Genomic DNA, 15,553 nt, shown 5'->3' on the forward strand with positions numbered 1-15,553 from the left:
TCGTCCGGGCGCGGGTGGGCGGGCCCGCCGGGTCGCCTGTCAGCCGGAGCGCTCGACCACGTAGTCGCAGAGCGCCTCGAAGGCGTGCCGGGCCGGCCCCTCGGGGAGGGTGGCCAGCTCGTCGCGGGCCTTGTCGGCCCAGCCCTGCAGGGTGGCCTCGGCCTCGGCCATGGCCGGGTGGACGCGGAGCAGCTTGAGCGCCTCCTCCGCCTCCTCCTCGCCCAGCGGGCGGCCGAGGAGCGACCTGAGCCGCGCGTCGGCGGGGTCGTCCGAGCGGAGCGCGTAGAACATCGGCAGGGTGAGCACGCCCTCGCGCAGGTCCGTGCCGGGGGTCTTGCCCGAGTCGGTGCTCTCGCTCGCGACGTCGAGGATGTCGTCGGAGAGCTGGAACGCCATGCCGAGGGCGTCGCACGCCCGGGTGACGGTTCCGGTCGTCTCGGGGTCGACCTTGCCGAACATGCCGCCGAACTCCGCCGACGACGCGATGAGCGACGCGGTCTTGTCGCTGATGACCCGCAGGTAGTGGTCCAGCGGTTCGGTGCCCTCGCTGGGGCCGGAGGTCTCCAGGATCTGGCCCTGGACGAGGCGGCCGAAGGTGACCGCCTGGAGCCGGACTGCCTCGGTGCCCAGGTCCGCGAGCATCTCGGAGGCCTTGGCGAACACGTAGTCGCCGGTGAGGATGGCGATGCTGTTGCCCCAGCGCTGGTTGGCGCTGGGCTCGCCCCGCCGCATGTCCGCCTCGTCCATGACGTCGTCGTGGTAGAGGGTCGCGACGTGGGTCAGCTCCACGACGGCCGCCGCGGGGATGAGGTCGGGGACCGTGGGGTCTCCGAAGTGGGCCGCGAGGAGTACGAGGGTCGCGCGGAAGCGCTTGCCGCCCGCCTCGAGCAGGTGGGAGGCAGCCTCGGACAGCAGGGGGTCACTGGACGCCACAGAATCCCTGAGCAGGTCCTCGACCTTCTCCAGGTTGTCCTGGACCTCCCGGGCGAGGGTCGGGTCGACTCTCGGCAGAGCGAGAAACCCGCTCGGGACAGCACCGCTCACCGTAAAGCTCCACCTGTTGAACGGGCACGCCGGCGGCCTCTCGGAGAAGCCCTCGGAGGAGGGCCGGAAGGCCGCCGTGTGCTCAGCACATGAACATGATCCGACTTGCCACGGTATCCGACCCGGAATGCTCAGCCAAAGCCACACCCGGATACACGGCGGCCGGATCCGGATCACCCTGGTTTCGTGGGTGACCCGGATCGCTGACCAGCTCCGACTACCTGCCGGTGTCCGTGGAGGCCTGGTCCACCATCACCGCGACCGGTTCGGGGCCGGTCTCCGAGGACGGGAGCAGGTTGTCCAGTACCGGACCGGGATACAGGCCGAGGAGCAGCGTCGCCGCCACGCCGATCGTGATGACACTGCCCGTGGCCGCGCCCGCGCGCACCACGGTGGGGCCGTCGCCCTCCGGATCCCGGAAGAACATCACAACGATGATCCGCACGTAGAAGAACGCGGTCACCGCGCTGCTCAGGACGCCGACGACCACCAGGGGCGTCGCCCCGGCCGAGACCGCGGCCTCGAACACCGCGAACTTGCCGATGAAACCGCTGGTCAGCGGGATCCCGGCGAAGGCCAGCAGGAACAGGGCGAGGGCGCCGGCGAGCGCCGGGGACCGGCGTCCGAATCCGGCCCACCGCTCCAGGTCGCCGAGCTCCTGACCGCCGTCCTTGGTGCGCACCAGGGTCACCACGGCGAACGCGCCGAGTGTCGTGAACCCGTAGGCCGCCAGGTAGAACATGGCGCCCGCGAGCCCGTCGGTGCTGTTGGCCACGACCGCCGTCAGGATGAACCCGGCGTGCACGACCGACGAGTACGCCAGCAGGCGCTTGATGTCCCGCTGGGTGACGGCGATGATCGCGGCGACGACCATCGTCAGGATCGCGACCGCCCACAGCATCGGTTCCCAGCTGGCCGCCGAGGTGCCGAACGGCACGAAGAACACCCGCAGCAGGGCGCCGAACGCGGCGACGAGCGTGCAGGAGGCCATGAGGGCAGTGATGGGGGTCGGGGCGCCCTGGTAGACGTCGGGCTTCCAGTTGTGGAAGGGCACGGCGCCGACCTTGAAGAGCAGCCCGATCGCGACGAGGCCGATGCCCATGAGCAGGAGCGGTTCGCCGTTGCTTCCCTCGCCCTGGAAGATCTCGGCTCCGCCGGCCTCCACGGCCGCGCGGATGGTGCCGAAGTTGACCGATCCGGCGTACCCGTAGACGAGGGCGATGCCGAACAGGAAGAACGCCGACGAGAACGCGCCGAGCAGGAAGTACTTGACCGCGGCTTCCTGGGAGAACAGGCGCCGCCGCCGTGCGAGCCCGCACAGCAGGTACAGCGGGAGGCTCATGACCTCCAGGGCGATGAACATCGTCAGGAAGTCGTTCGAGGCGGGGAACATGAGCATTCCCAGCACCGCGAACATGACCAGCGGGTACACCTCGGTGTGCTGGGAGCCCGCCATGATGTGCGCGCGCTCCTCCTCGCTGCCGGGGACCGTGGCGGCCTGGGCGGCGAACGCGTCCCGGCCGTCGCGGTTCTCGGCGATGAGCAGCAGGCTGACCAGCGCGAGCACGGTGATGGTGCCCTGGAAGAAGATCACCGTCCGGTCCACGGCGAGCACCCCGGCGGCGACGGTCACCCCCGCCTGGTCGTCGGGGAGCGTGCCGATCTGGAGCACGAGCAGGACGAACGTGGCCAGCAGCGCGAGCGCCGCCAGTCCGATCTGGACGCCGCGCCTGCGCCTGTTCGGCACGAACGCCTCGAACAGCACGCCCAGGACGCCCGCCGCGAACAGCGTGAGCAGCGGGGCGAGCAGCCACCAGTTGATCTCCGGCGGTCCCTCGGTGATGACGGGGAGGTCCATGTGGGGGATCACTCCTCGCCTCCTTCCTCAGAGGCCCCGTCCGCCCCGGCGCCCGAGGTGTCGGCGGTTCCGACCTCGACGGTGCGCTCGACGGCGGGGTTGATCACGTTGAGCAGTGGCTGGGGGTAGAGGCCGAACGCGATGATCAGCGCGAGCAGCGGGCCGACGGCCCACATCTCGCGCGGGGACAGGTCGCGCAGCCCGGACAGCCGGGCCGGGGTCTCGCCGGTCATGGTCCGCTGGTACATCCACAGGATGTAGAGCGCGGCCAGGACGACGCCGGACGCGGCGATGATCGCGGGGACGGGGTTGAACGCGTACACCCCGACGAACACCAGGAACTCGCTGACGAACGGGGCCAGGCCGGGCAGTGCCAGGCCCGCGAGTCCGGCGATGAGGAACACCCCGGCGAGCTTGGGCGCGACCTTCTGGACGCCACCGTAGTCCTCGATGAGCGACGAGCCGCGCCGGGCGACGAGGAAGCCCACGACGAGGAAGAGCGCGCCGGTCGCGAACCCGTGGTTGACCATGTAGAGGGCGGCTCCGGCCTGCGCCTGGGGCGTCAGGGCGAAGATGCCCAGGGTGATGAACCCGAAGTGCGACACGGACGTGTACGCGATCAGGCGCATCATGTCGCTCTGCCCGATGGCGAGGATCGCACCGTAGACGATGCTCACCAGGCTCAGCCCGACCACCGGCCACACGAACCAGGAGACGGCGGACGGGAACAGCTCCAGGCAGTAGCGGAGCATGCCGTAGGTGCCGACCTTGTCGAGCACGCCGACGAGCAGTACGGCGGTTCCGGGGCGCGAGGCGCCCGCCGCCGACGGCAGCCAGGTGTGCACGGGCCACATCGGCGCCTTGATGGCGAAGGCGATGAAGAAGCCGAGGAACAGCCACCGCGCGGTGCTCGGGTCGACCGCCGCGAGGGCGCTGCCCTCGCCGACGAGGTCGGTCCACAGGAAGCTTCCGCCGATGACGTACACGCCGATCACCGCGACCAGCATGATCAGTCCGCCGGCGAGGCTGTACAGCAGGAACTTGACGGCGGCCTTCGCCCTCTCCTCACCGCGCCCGTACCGGCCGATCATGAAGTAGACCGGGATGAGCATGGCTTCGAAGAACACGTAGAACAGGAAGACGTCGGTGGCGGCGAAGACGCCGATCATCATGGCTTCGAGCACCAGGATGAGCGCGAAGTAGCCGCGTCCGCCGTCCTCCCTGTCCTCGTTCTCGTTCCAGGCGGCGAGGATGACGAGCGGTACCAGGACCGCCGACATCAGGATCAGCGTCAGCGCGATCCCGTCGACGCCCAGCGCGAAGTGGACGCCGAAGCGCGGGATCCAGGGGTACACCTCCTCGAACTGGAGGCCGCCCGCCGCGGACGTGTCGAACCTCAGCGCCATGGCGGCGAGGACGACGAGGGTGAGCACCGAGAAGCCCAGCGCGATCCGCTTGGCGGTCTCGGCTGAGGACCCGGCGGACCCGGCGGCGGTCGTGCCCGCCGGAGCCCTGGTGGCGGTGGCCGTGGCGGCCCCGGCCTGGGCCGGGGTCGCCGCGGAGGCGGAGGCCCCCGTGGAGGCCGCGGCCTGTGTCGTCTTGACGCGCGGCAGCGCCCAGATGACGGCCGCGCCGATCACGGGGAGCGCGATCGCGATAGTGAGCCAGGGGATCATTGTCTAGAACCTCACAGCCAGCGTCGCGGCGACGATGACGGCGCCGAGGAGCATGGTGAGCGCGTACGTCCGGGCGAAGCCGGTCTGCGCCCTGCCCAACCCCCGGGAGGAGTCGCGCACGCCCGTGCCGAGCCCGTTGACCACGCCGTCGATGATCTTGTCCTCGACCACGACCAGGGCCCGGGTGAGGACCTGGCCGGGCCGCATCAGCAGGCCTTCGTTGATCTGGTTTCCGTACAGCTCCTCACGCGCGAAGGCGGTGACGAGGTTGGGCTCCGGCGCGGTCTTCGCCACCGGCTTGCGCAGGTAGACCGCCCAGGCGAGCGCCACACCCGCCACCATCACGGCCAGGGCCGCGATCCCGTAGGGGGCGGTGAACGCGTGCACCACGTCGAAGTGGTGCGGGTGGGCTCCGATGGACGGGGCCAGGAAGTTCGCGAACCGGTCGCCGAGGGTCATGAACCCGCCCAGGGCGACGGAGCCGATCGCGAGCACCACCATGGGAGCGGTCATGCTGACGGGCGACTCGTGCGGGTGCACGCCCTCCTCCCAGCGCTTCTCGCCGAAGAAGGTCATGAAGACCATCCGCGACATGTAGAAGGCGGTGAGCCCGGCGCCGACGATGACGGCGGTGCCGAGGACCATGCCCTGCGTGCCGCCGACGCCGAAGGCCGCGGAGATGATGCTCTCCTTGGTCCACCAGCCGGACAGCAGCGGGAACCCGATGATGGCCAGGTAGCCGAGGCCGAAGGTGGCGAAGGTGATCGGCATGGCCTTGCGGAGCGCGCCGTACCTGCGCATGTCCACGCCGTCGTTCATGGCGTGCATGACCGATCCGGCGCCGAGGAACAGCCCGGCCTTGAAGAAGCCGTGCGTGACCAGGTGGGCGATGGCGGCCACGTAGCCGACGGGGCCGAGCCCGGCGGCGAGGACCATCATGCCGATCTGGCTCATCGTGGACCCGGCGAGGGACTTCTTGATGTCGTCCTTGGCCGAGGCGATGATCCCGCCCGCGATCATCGTCGCGGCTCCCACGACGGTGACGACCGTCTGGGCGACGGGTGCGCCCTCGAAGACGGGTCCGGCGCGCACGATCAGGTACACGCCCGCGGTGACCATGGTGGCCGCGTGAATGAGCGCGGACACCGGGGTGGGGCCCTCCATGGCGTCCAGGAGCCAGGCCTGGAGCGGGAGCTGCGCGGACTTGCCGCACGCGCCGAGGAGCAGCAGCAGCCCGATCGCGAGGAGGACGCCGTCGCTCGCGCCGGGAACGGCCGCGAACACGTCGCTGAAGCTGACCGCGCCCAGGGCCGTGAACATGATCATGATGGCGACCAGCAGGCCGATGTCGCCGACCCGGTTGATCAGGAACGCCTTCTTGGCGGCGGTGGCCGCGGAGGGCTTGTACTGCCAGAACCCGATGAGCAGGTAGGACGCGAGGCCGACGCCCTCCCAGCCGAGGAACAGCAGGACGAAGTTGTCCGCGAGCACCAGCACGAGCATGGCGGCGACGAACAGGTTGAGGTAGGCGAAGAACCGCCGTTTGCCGGGGTCCTCGGACATGTAGCCGAGGGAGTAGATGTGGATGAGGGAGCCGACGAAGGTGATCAGCAGGACGAAGCTGATCGAGAGGGGGTCGACCAGCAGGTCGACCCCGGCGGAGAAGTCGCCGACGGCGAACCACTGGTACACGGGGACGGCGACGCTGCGGGCGTCGGCACTCCGGCCCAGGAGGTCGAACAGGGCCAGGGCCGCCCAGGCGAAGGCGGCGACCGGGAGGGCCGTGGCCAGCCAGGGCCCCCACCTGTCGGTTCGCCTTCCGCCGAGCAGCAGGATCGCCGCGCCCGCGAGCGGCAGGGCGATCAGCAGCCAGGCGTTCGACAGCACCGCGCTGTCGGCGGCGGTCGCCACCGCGGGTTCGGCGGCGAGGTACGCGTGAGATGTCACTGCCACGTCGCCTTCTAGTGCTTGAGCAGGTTCGCGTCATCGAGCGACGCGGACCTGCGGGTTCGGAAGATCTGCATGATGATCGCGAGGCCGACCACCACCTCGGCGGCGGCGACGACCATCACGAAGAACGCGATGACCTGGCCCTCGATGTCCCCGTGCATCCGGGCGAACGCGACGAACGCCAGGTTGCAGGCGTTGAGCATGAGCTCCACGCACATGAAGACGATGATCGCGTTGCGCCGGACGAGCACGCCGACGGCGCCGATGGTGAACAGCAGCGCCGCGAGGACGATGTAGTTCATCGGGTCCACGAGGACTCGACCTCCTGCCCGTTGCCGTTGCTGTTCTCGGTGCCGTCCGGGTCACCGTCGGGGTCTTCGGCGGTGCGGCCGTCGGGGCCCTCCCCGGTGTCGGGGACGGGCTCGCCCTCCTTGGAGCCGGCGGAGTCCGAGGCCGCTCCGGGCAGCGCGGGGCGGCCGGAGCGGACGTCCGCGGGGACCCGCGACTGGTACTCGGGGTCGCGTGCGGTGAGCACCGGGTTGAGCGAGAGCTGGGAGACCGTGCCGTCCGGCAGCAGCGCGGGCATGTCGATCGCGTTGTGCCGGGCGTAGGTGCCGGGTCCGGGCAGCGGGGTCGGGTGGTCGCCGCGGATGCGGTCCTCGGAGAACTCCCGCTGGGTGCGCCGCTTCTTGGTGCGGGCGGTGTGCGCGAGCACCATGGCGCCGAGGACGGCGGTGATGAGCAGCGCGCCGGTGGCCTCGAAGGCGACCACGTACCGCAGGAGCAGTTCGCCCGCGATCCACGGGATGGTGCCCCCGGCCGCCGCGGCGCCCGCGGCGATCCCGACCGGGTCGCCCACGGAGATGCGGGTGATGCCGGTGGCGAGGGCGCCGATGAAGGCGAGCGCGACGACGGCGGTCATGATCCGCTGTCCGCTGAGCGTCTCCACGAGGGAGTCGGCCGAGCTGACGCCGATGAGCATCAGCACGAACAGGAACAGCATCAGGACGGCGCCGGTGTAGACGACGATCTGGACGACCATCAGGAACGGCGCCGCGTTGATGCCGTAGAAGATGGCGAGGCCGACCATGGTCAGGGCCATGGACATGGCCGAGTGGACGGCCTTGCGCGAGAACACCACGCCGAGGGCGCCGAGGAGCACGACCGCGCCGAGGATCCAGAACGCGGAGGCCTCGCCGCCGGTGATGGGGGCGGCGAGGTACAGCGGGGCGTCCACGGGCGTGTCGAGCGGGAGCGGGATGCCGTGGTGGGAGTCGGAGAGCGGGTTCATCGGACCCCCTCCGCCGACTCCGCCGCGGCGTCCTGCGACCCGTGCTGGCCGCGCCCGGTGGCGTAGTAGTCCTGTTCGGTCTCGCCGAGGCGCATCGGGTGGGGCGGCTGCTCCATGCCCTCCTTGAGGGGGGCGAGCAGCTGCTCCTTCGTCCAGATCAGGCTCTGCCTGCTGGTGTCGGCCAGCTCGTACTCGTTGGTCATCGTGAGGGCGCGCGTGGGGCACGCCTCCACGCACAGCCCGCACAGGATGCAGCGCAGGTAGTTGATCTGGTAGACGCGACCGTAGCGCTCGCCGGGCGAGTACCGGTCGTCGTCGCTGTTGTCACCGGCCTCCACGTAGATGGCGTCGGCCGGGCAGGCCCAGGCGCACAGTTCGCACCCGATGCACTTCTCCAGGCCGTCGGCCCACCTGTTCAGCTGGTGACGGCCGTGGAAGCGCGGCGCCGTGGGGCGCTTGACCTCCGGGTATTCGACCGTCGGCACCTTCTTGAACATGGTGTGGAAGGTGACGCCGAATCCTTTGACGGGGTTGAGCCACTCAAGCACCGGAAACCTCCTCACCCTTCTTGTTGCTCTCGGCGGCGACCGGGGCCGTCCGCGGCGGTTCGGCGAGCACGCTGCTGCCGTAGTGCGGGGCGGTGCTGGGCGGCACCGGGAACCCGCCGAAGGCGGGCTCCTTGCGTGCGCGGCGCTGGTTGTCGGCGCGCAGGCGCGCCTCCTCGGCGCGTTCGCGGCGGACGAAGCGCGCCCAGGCCGTGAACGCGGCGATCGTGGCGGCGGAGAACGCGGCGACCACGAGGCCGATGACGATCGGCGACGCGTTGTCCAGGACGAGCATCCGGACGACGGCGACGGCGGTGATCCACACCAGCTGGATGGGGATGAGCACCTTCCAGCCGAGCTTCATCAGCTGGTCGTAGCGGACCCGGGGCAGGCTGCCGCGCGCCCAGATGAACAGGAACATGACGCAGAGGAACTTGAGCAGCCACCACAGGGCGGGCCACCAGCCCTCGTTGGCCCCGGGCAGGATCGCGGTCACCCCGGGCGGGGCGAGCCAGCCGCCGAGGAAGAGCGTGACGGACACGGCCGCGACCGTGCACATGTTCACGTACTCCGCGAGGAAGAACATCGTGAACTTCATGGACCCGTACTCGGTCATGAAGCCGCCGACGATCTCGCCCTCGCCCTCCGCGAGGTCGAAGGGGAGCCGGTTGGTCTCGCCGACCATCGTCACCAGGTAGATGAGGAAGGACGGCAGGAGCAGGACGGCGAACCAGAGCCCGCGCTGGGACTCGACGATCCCCGACGTGGTGAGGGTGCCGGACATGATGAAGACCGCGACGAAGGACAGGCCCATCGCGATCTCGTAGCTGATCACCTGCGCGGAGGCGCGGAGGCCGCCGAGCAGGGCGTACGGCGACTGGGACGCCCAGCCGCCGAGCACGAACCCGTACACGCCGAGCGCCGCGGTGGCCAGGACGACCAGGGCGGCGATGGGCAGGTCGGTGAGCTGGAGCGGGGTGAGGACCCCGAACATGTTCACCTCGGGCCCGATCGGGATGACCGAGAACGCGATGAACGCGGGCACGGCCGCGATGACCGGCGCGGCGATGTAGACGAACCGGTCCACCCCGCGCGGGATCAGGTCCTCCTTGAGGGAGAGCTTGATGCCGTCGAACAGGGACTGGAGGAGGCCGAAGGGGCCCATCCGGTTGGGTCCGTGGCGCTGCTGCATGCGGCCCATGACCTTGCGGTCGGCCATGATCATCATCAGCACGCAGATCATCAGGAAGACGAAGATCGCCAGGGCCTTGATCGTGGTGATCCACCACGGGTCGTTGCCGAAGGCGCCCAGGGTCTCCTCCGAGGCGAGCTGGACGACGCCCGTCTGGAGCGCGGGGCTCACTGCTGCCTCCCGGCGGTGTGGTGGGACGCGCCCAGGGAGCTGGGAGCGGACAGGAGGACCGTGTCGCCGGCGCCGCTGCCGAGGTCGCGGCGCACGTCGCAGCCGCGGGCGTTGGCCGGGAGCCAGACGACGCGGTCGGCGATGTCGGTGACGACGACCGGGACGGTGACGGAGCCGTCGGCGCCGGTGACGCTGAGCGTCCCGCCGTCGGGGACCCCGATCTCGTCGGCGGTGGTCCTGGACAGGTAGGCGCGGGGCGGCCGGGCGGTTCCGGCGAGGAACGGCTCGCCGTCCTCCATGCGCCCGGTGCCGAGCAGCTGCCGCCAGGTGGACAGGACGGCCTGTCCGGCCTCGGGCTCGGGCACGGGGACCGGTCGGGCGGACGGGCCGCTCTGGCGGTTCCCGGTCCACAGGCCCAGTTCCAGCAGCTCGCGGTAGGCGGAGCCGGCGTCGGGGAGGCCGAGGTGGACGTCCATGCTGTCCGCGACGGCGGAGAGGATCCGCAGGTCGGAGAGGGCGCCGGGCACCTTGAGCGCGTCGCCGAAGGGCCGGTGGCGGCCCTCCCAGTTGACGAAGGTGCCGGACTTCTCCGAGACGGCGGCGACGGGGAGGACCACGTCGGCGCGGTCGGTGACGTCGCTGGCGCGCAGTTCGAGGCTGACGATGAACGGCACCCTGGCCAGGGCCGCGCGGGCGGCGCCGGGGTCGGGCAGGTCGTCCAGGTCGACCCCGGCGATGACCAGGGCGTCGAGTTCACCGGCGGCGGCGGCCGCGATGATCGCCGCGGTGTCGCGACCGGCCCGTTCGGGCAGGGACCCGACGTTCCAGGCGCGGGCGACCTCGGCGCGGGCGGCGGGGTCGGCGGCGGGTCGTCCGCCGGGCAGCAGGCCCGGCAGCGCTCCGGCGTCGACGGCGCCGCGCTCCCCGGCGCGGCGCGGGACCCAGACGAGCCGGGCCCCGGTGCGCCGGGACAGGGCGGCGGCGGCGGTGAGCGCGCCGGGGACGGCGGCGAGCCGCTCTCCGGCGACGATGACCGCGCCCTCCTGTCCGAGGGCCTCCACGACGTCGGGGTGGTCGACGTCGAGGGCGTTGAGGACGCGGCCCTCGTCGCCGGGCACGGCGCGGACGAGCGTGCCCTCGGTCTTGGTCAGTCCCAGGCTGGCGTGCGAGGCGACCGAGTAGACCTTCAGCCCGCGCTTGCGGGACCCCTTGCGCAGGCGCAGGAACGTGGAGGGCGACTCGTCCTCCGGCTCGAACCCGGCCAGCAGCACGGCGGGCGCCTTCTCCAGGGCGGTGAAGTCCACGCCGACGGGGGTGCCCGCGACGTGGGCGGCCAGGAACGCGGACTCCTCTTCGGAGTGGTCCCGGGCGCGCATGTCCACGTCGTTGGTGCCGAGGGCGACGCGCGCGAACTTGGCGTAGGCGTAGGCGTCCTCGTAGGTGAGGCGCCCCCCGGTGAGGACGCCGACCCGGCCGCGCGCGGCGGCGAGGCCCTGTCCGGCGAGGGTGATCGCCTCGGACCAGGAGGCGAACTCCAGGGCCTTGGAGTCCTCGTCGCGGACGAGCGGGCGGGTGAGGCGGTCGGGCTGGGTGGCGTAGGTGAACGCCCACCGGCCCTTGTCGCAGTTCCACTCCTCGTTGACCTGCGGGTCGTCCCCGGCCAGGCGGCGGGTGACCTTGCCGCGGCGGTGGTCGGTGCGCTGGGCGCAGCCACCGGCGCAGTGCTCGCACACGCTGGGGGTGGACACCAGGTCGAAGGGGCGGGACCGGAACCTGTACGCGGAGCCGGTCAGGGCGCCCACCGGGCAGATCTGCACGGTGTTGCCGCTGAAGTAGGAGTTGAAGGCCTCGCCGTCGGCGATGCCGACCTGCTCCTGGGCGCCGCGCTCCATCAGCTCGATGAGCGGGTCCCCGGCGATCTGCGCGGCGAACCGGGTGCAGCGGGCGCACTGGATGCAGCGCTCCCGGTCGAGCAGCACCCCGGTGGACAGCGGGATCGGCTTGGGGAAGGTGCGCTTGATGTCGACGAAGCGCGTCTCGCCCTGCCCGGTGGACATGGCCTGGTTCTGGAGGGGGCACTCGCCGCCCTTGTCGCAGACCGGGCAGTCCAGCGGGTGGTTGATGAGCAGGAACTCCATGATCCCGCGCTGGGCCTTCTCCGCCACGGCGGAGGTGAGGTGGGTGTTGACCACCATCCCCTCCATGACCGTGATGGTGCAGGAGGCCTGGGGCTTGGGCATGCCGCGCCCGTTGCCCATGTCGGGGATCTCGACCAGGCACTGGCGGCAGGCGCCGACCGGGTCGAGGAGCGGGTGGTCGCAGAACCTCGGGATCTGGATGCCGAGGAGTTCGGCGGCCCGGATCAGGAGGGTGCCCTTGGGCACCTGGATCTGGAACCCGTCGATGGTGACGGTGATCAGGTCCTCGGGGGGCGGCGCTGGCGCCGATCCACCGGAGGAGTTGGAGGTGACGGTCACTGGTTCCCTCCCGTCGTGGCCGGGCGGTCGCCCCACAGGGTGGACTTGGCGTGGTCGAACGGGCAGCCGCCCTGTTCGACGTGGTCGATGTACTCCTGGCGGAAGTGCTTGATCGACGACATGACGGGGCTGGTCGCTCCGTCGCCGAGGGCGCAGAACGAGCGGCCGAGCAGGTTGTCGCAGATGTCGAGGAGCTTGTCGAGGTCGGCCTCGGTCCCCTCGCCGCGCTCGATGCGGTCCAGGACCTGGACCATCCAGTAGTTGCCCTCGCGGCAGGGCGTGCACTTGCCGCAGGACTCGTGCGCGTAGAAGGCGATCCACCGGCCGACGGCGCGGACCACGCAGGTGGTCTCGTCGAAGATCTGGAGCGCGCGGGTGCCGAGCATGGACCCGGCCGCGCCGACCGACTCGAAGTCGAGCGGGGTGTCCAGGTGCTCGTCGGTGAAGATGGGCGTGGAGGAGCCGCCGGGGGTCCAGAACTTGATCCGGTGCCCGGCGCGGACGCCGCCCGCCATGTCGAGGAGTTCGCGCAGGGTGATCCCGAGCGGCGCCTCGTACTGTCCGGGTGTGGTGACGTGGCCGGACAGGGAGAAGAAGCCGAATCCGGCGGACTTCTCGGTGCCCATGGACGTGAACCACTCGGCGCCGTTGCTGACGATGCCGGGGACGCTGGCGATGGACTCGACGTTGTTGACCACGGTGGGCGAGGCGTAGAGGCCGGCGACGGCGGGGAACGGCGGCTTGAGCCGGGGCTGGCCCCGGTAGCCCTCCAGGGAGTCCAGGAGGGCGGTCTCCTCACCGCAGATGTAGGCGCCCGCCCCGGCGTGGACGACGACGTCGAGGTCGAAGCCGCTGCCGAGGATGTTCCGGCCGAGGAGCCCGGCGTCGTAGGCGTCGGCGACGGCCTTGCGCAGGCGGCGGATGACGTGGACGACCTCGCCGCGCACGTAGATGAAGGCCTGCCGGGATTTGATCGCGTACGACGCGATCGCCACACCCTCCACCAGCACGTGCGGGTTGGCGAGCATGAGCGGGATGTCCTTGCAGGTGCCCGGCTCGGACTCGTCGGCGTTGACGACGAGGTAGCGCGGGTTGGGGTTGTCCTTGGGCAGGAAACCCCACTTCATCCCGGTGGGGAACCCGGCGCCGCCGCGGCCGCGCAGGCCGGACTGCTTGACCAGGTCCACGATGGCGTCGGGTTCCATGGTCAGGGCCTTGCGCAGCGCGTCGTAGCCGCCGGTGGCCTGGTACCCGTCGAGGGTGAAGGAGTCGGTGCGGTCCCAGTTCTGGGACAGGATCGGGGTCAGGGTGGTCACTTGGCGCCCTCCTCATCCTGGTCGCGGGTGGGAAGGTTCGCCGGGTCGGGCGCGGTCCAGCCGTTGCGCCTGGCCACGTCGAGTCCGGCGAGCGAGGCGCCCGCCGCCTGGACGCCCTCGCCGGCGCGTCCGTCGTCGAACCCGGCGAGCACCCGGGAGGCCTGCTTCCAGGTGCACAGGCTCGCGGGGCCGCGCGTGGGGGCGACGTCGTTGCCGAGCCGCAGGTCGTCGACGAGCTGCTTGGCGGTGTCGGGGGTCTGGTTGTCGAAGAACTCCCAGTTGACCATCACGACGGGGGCGAAGTCGCAGGCCGCGTTGCACTCCAGGTGCTCCAGCGTGACCTTGCCGTCGTCGGTGGTCCCGTTGTGGCCGACCCCGAGGTGCTCCTTGAGGGACGCGAAGATCTCGTCCCCGCCCATGACGGCGCACAGGGTGTTGGTGCACACCCCGACCTGGTAGTCGCCGCCGGGGCCGCGCCGGTACATGGTGTAGAACGTGGCGACCGCGTTGACCTCGGCGAGGGTGATGTCGAGCTGGTCGGCGCAGAAGCGCATCCCGGCCGTGCTCACGTGCCCCTCCTCGGACTGCACCAGGTGCAGCAGGGGGAGCAGGGCGGAGCGCTGCTTGGGGTAGCGGGCGATGATCTCCTTGGCGTCCGGTTCCAGACGGGCCGTGACCTCGTCGGGGAACCGCTCGCGGACGACCTCCGCGCCGTCGGGTGTGATGTCGTTCTGGCTCACCGGTCCACGCCTCCCATCACCGGGTCGATACTGGCCACGGCCGCGATGACGTCCGCCACCGTGCCGCCCTCGCACATGGCGGCGACGGCCTGGAGGTGCGTGAACGAGGGGTCGCGGAAGTGCACGCGGTGGGGGCGGGTGCCCCCGTCGCTGACCGCGTAGCAGCCGAGTTCGCCCTTGGCGCTCTCGACGGCCGCGTAGGCCTGACCGGCGGGCACCCGGAAGCCCTCGGTGACCAGCTTGAAGTGGTGGATGAGGGCTTCCATGGAGCCGCTCATGATGTGCGCGATGTGGTCGGGCGAGTTGCCCATCCCGTCGGGGCCGAGCGCGAGTTTGGCCGGCCAGCCGATCTTGGCGTCCTGGATCATCACCGGGCCGGTCCGGAGCTTGTCCAGGCACTGCTCGACGATCTTCAGGCTCTCCTCCATCTCGGCGATGCGCACCCGGTAGCGGGCGTACACGTCGCCGCCGTCGGAGACGGGGATGTCGAACTCGTAGCCCTCGTAGCCGCAGTAGGGCTTGGCCTTGCGCAGGTCGAAGGCGAGTCCGGAGGCGCGCGCCAGCGGCCCGGTGACGCCGAGCGCCATGCAGCCGGGCAGGTTGAGGTAGGCGACGTCCTTGGTGCGGGCGAGGTAGACGGGGTTCTCGTCCAGGAGCTTGCGCATCGTCTGGATGCGCTTGGGCATCTCCTTGAGCAGCTCCCGGATCTGGCCGACCGAGCCGGGCGGCAGGTCCTGGGCCACACCGCCGGGGCGGATGTAGGCGTGGTTCATCCTCAGGCCGGTGACCAGCTCGAAGATGTCCAGGATCATCTCGCGCTCACGGAACCCGTTGGTCATGACCGTGGTCGCGCCGAGCTCCATGCCGAACGTCGCCATCGCCACGAAGTGGGAGGCCATCCGGTTGAGCTCCATCATCATCACGCGGATGACGGTGGCGCGCTCGGGGATGCGCTCGGTGACGCCGAGCAGCTTCTCGACCGCCAGGCTGTACGCCGTCTCGTTGAAGAGCGGCGTCAGGTAGTCCATGCGGGTGACGAACGTGGTGCCCTGCGTCCACGTCCGGTACTCCATGTTCTTCTCGATACCGGTGTGCAGGTAGCCGATGGCGACGCGCGCCTCGGTGCACGTCTCACCGTCGAGGGTGAGGATCAGCCGGAGCACGCCGTGGGTGGACGGGTGCTGGGGGCCCATGTTGACGACGAGGCGTTCGGCGCTGGTGGCCTGCGCCTTCTCGATGACGTCGTCCCAGTCCCCGCCGGAGGCGTCGATGTAGTCCTCGGTGACGGTCATG

At 70.7% G+C, this 15,553-nt stretch carries 12 protein-coding genes; all 12 read right to left on the minus strand.

Annotated elements, in window-relative coordinates; genetic code table 11:
• Positions 1 to 39: 39 nt before the first annotated feature.
• The 12 genes from Q8791_RS02965 to Q8791_RS03020 all read right to left on the minus strand — a co-directional run bounded on the left by Q8791_RS02965 (position 40) and on the right by Q8791_RS03020 (position 15,552).
• Positions 40 to 1,044 (minus strand): polyprenyl synthetase family protein, encoded by a 1,005-nt coding sequence (locus Q8791_RS02965; RefSeq protein WP_330089983.1) that lies wholly within the window; start codon positions 1,042 to 1,044, stop codon positions 40 to 42.
• Positions 1,045 to 1,261: 217 nt separating this feature from the next.
• The gene (gene nuoN / locus Q8791_RS02970) at positions 1,262 to 2,902 is read right to left on the minus strand and encodes an NADH-quinone oxidoreductase subunit NuoN (RefSeq protein WP_330090140.1); all 1,641 of its coding nucleotides are present in this window, start codon (positions 2,900 to 2,902) and stop codon (positions 1,262 to 1,264) included.
• Between the two features lie 8 nt (positions 2,903 to 2,910).
• A complete protein-coding gene (locus tag Q8791_RS02975; protein ID WP_330089984.1) occupies positions 2,911 to 4,578 on the minus strand; it encodes an NADH-quinone oxidoreductase subunit M in 1,668 nt (555 codons plus the stop codon).
• A 3-nt stretch (positions 4,579 to 4,581) separates the two neighbouring features.
• A complete protein-coding gene (gene nuoL, locus Q8791_RS02980) occupies positions 4,582 to 6,525 on the minus strand; it encodes an NADH-quinone oxidoreductase subunit L (RefSeq protein ID WP_330090141.1) in 1,944 nt (647 codons plus the stop codon).
• A gap of 14 nt (positions 6,526 to 6,539) precedes the next feature.
• The gene (gene nuoK / locus Q8791_RS02985; protein WP_013156051.1) at positions 6,540 to 6,839 is read right to left on the minus strand and encodes an NADH-quinone oxidoreductase subunit NuoK; all 300 of its coding nucleotides are present in this window, start codon (positions 6,837 to 6,839) and stop codon (positions 6,540 to 6,542) included.
• Entirely contained in the window at positions 6,827 to 7,819 is a 993-nt protein-coding gene (locus Q8791_RS02990) for an NADH-quinone oxidoreductase subunit J (protein WP_330089985.1), read from the minus strand. The genes nuoK and Q8791_RS02990 overlap by 13 nt, the downstream gene beginning before the upstream one ends.
• A complete protein-coding gene (gene nuoI, locus Q8791_RS02995) occupies positions 7,816 to 8,367 on the minus strand; it encodes an NADH-quinone oxidoreductase subunit NuoI (RefSeq protein ID WP_330089986.1) in 552 nt (183 codons plus the stop codon). The genes Q8791_RS02990 and nuoI overlap by 4 nt, the downstream gene beginning before the upstream one ends.
• The gene (gene nuoH, locus Q8791_RS03000) at positions 8,360 to 9,727 is read right to left on the minus strand and encodes an NADH-quinone oxidoreductase subunit NuoH (RefSeq protein ID WP_330089987.1); all 1,368 of its coding nucleotides are present in this window, start codon (positions 9,725 to 9,727) and stop codon (positions 8,360 to 8,362) included. Before nuoH ends, nuoI begins: the two co-directional genes overlap by 8 nt.
• Positions 9,724 to 12,204, minus strand: coding sequence for an NADH-quinone oxidoreductase subunit G (locus tag Q8791_RS03005; protein ID WP_330089988.1), 2,481 nt, complete (start codon positions 12,202 to 12,204; stop codon positions 9,724 to 9,726). Before Q8791_RS03005 ends, nuoH begins: the two co-directional genes overlap by 4 nt.
• Complete coding sequence (gene nuoF, locus Q8791_RS03010; RefSeq protein WP_330089989.1) at positions 12,201 to 13,520, minus strand: NADH-quinone oxidoreductase subunit NuoF; 1,320 nt, start codon at positions 13,518 to 13,520, stop codon at positions 12,201 to 12,203. Before nuoF ends, Q8791_RS03005 begins: the two co-directional genes overlap by 4 nt.
• Positions 13,517 to 14,260, minus strand: a complete 744-nt coding sequence (nuoE, locus tag Q8791_RS03015) for an NADH-quinone oxidoreductase subunit NuoE (protein ID WP_330089990.1) — start codon at positions 14,258 to 14,260, stop codon at positions 13,517 to 13,519. Before nuoE ends, nuoF begins: the two co-directional genes overlap by 4 nt.
• Complete coding sequence (locus Q8791_RS03020) at positions 14,257 to 15,552, minus strand: NADH-quinone oxidoreductase subunit D (protein ID WP_330089991.1); 1,296 nt, start codon at positions 15,550 to 15,552, stop codon at positions 14,257 to 14,259. Before Q8791_RS03020 ends, nuoE begins: the two co-directional genes overlap by 4 nt.
• Position 15,553: the final 1 nt, after the last annotated feature.

This window comes from Nocardiopsis codii, assembly GCF_036327455.1.
GTDB classification, from domain to species: domain Bacteria; phylum Actinomycetota; class Actinomycetes; order Streptosporangiales; family Streptosporangiaceae; genus Nocardiopsis; species Nocardiopsis codii.

Excerpts from the sequence above, each read along its gene's own strand:
- nuoN (WP_330090140.1), bottom strand. The coding sequence starts at position 2,902 with ATGGACCTCCCCGTCATCACCGAGGGACCGCCGGAGATCAACTGGTGG.
- Q8791_RS02990 (WP_330089985.1), bottom strand. The coding sequence starts at position 7,819 with ATGAACCCGCTCTCCGACTCCCACCACGGCATCCCGCTCCCGCTCGAC.
- Q8791_RS02975 (WP_330089984.1), bottom strand. The coding sequence starts at position 4,578 with ATGATCCCCTGGCTCACTATCGCGATCGCGCTCCCCGTGATCGGCGCG.
- Q8791_RS03020 (WP_330089991.1), bottom strand. The coding sequence starts at position 15,552 with ATGACCGTCACCGAGGACTACATCGACGCCTCCGGCGGGGACTGGGAC.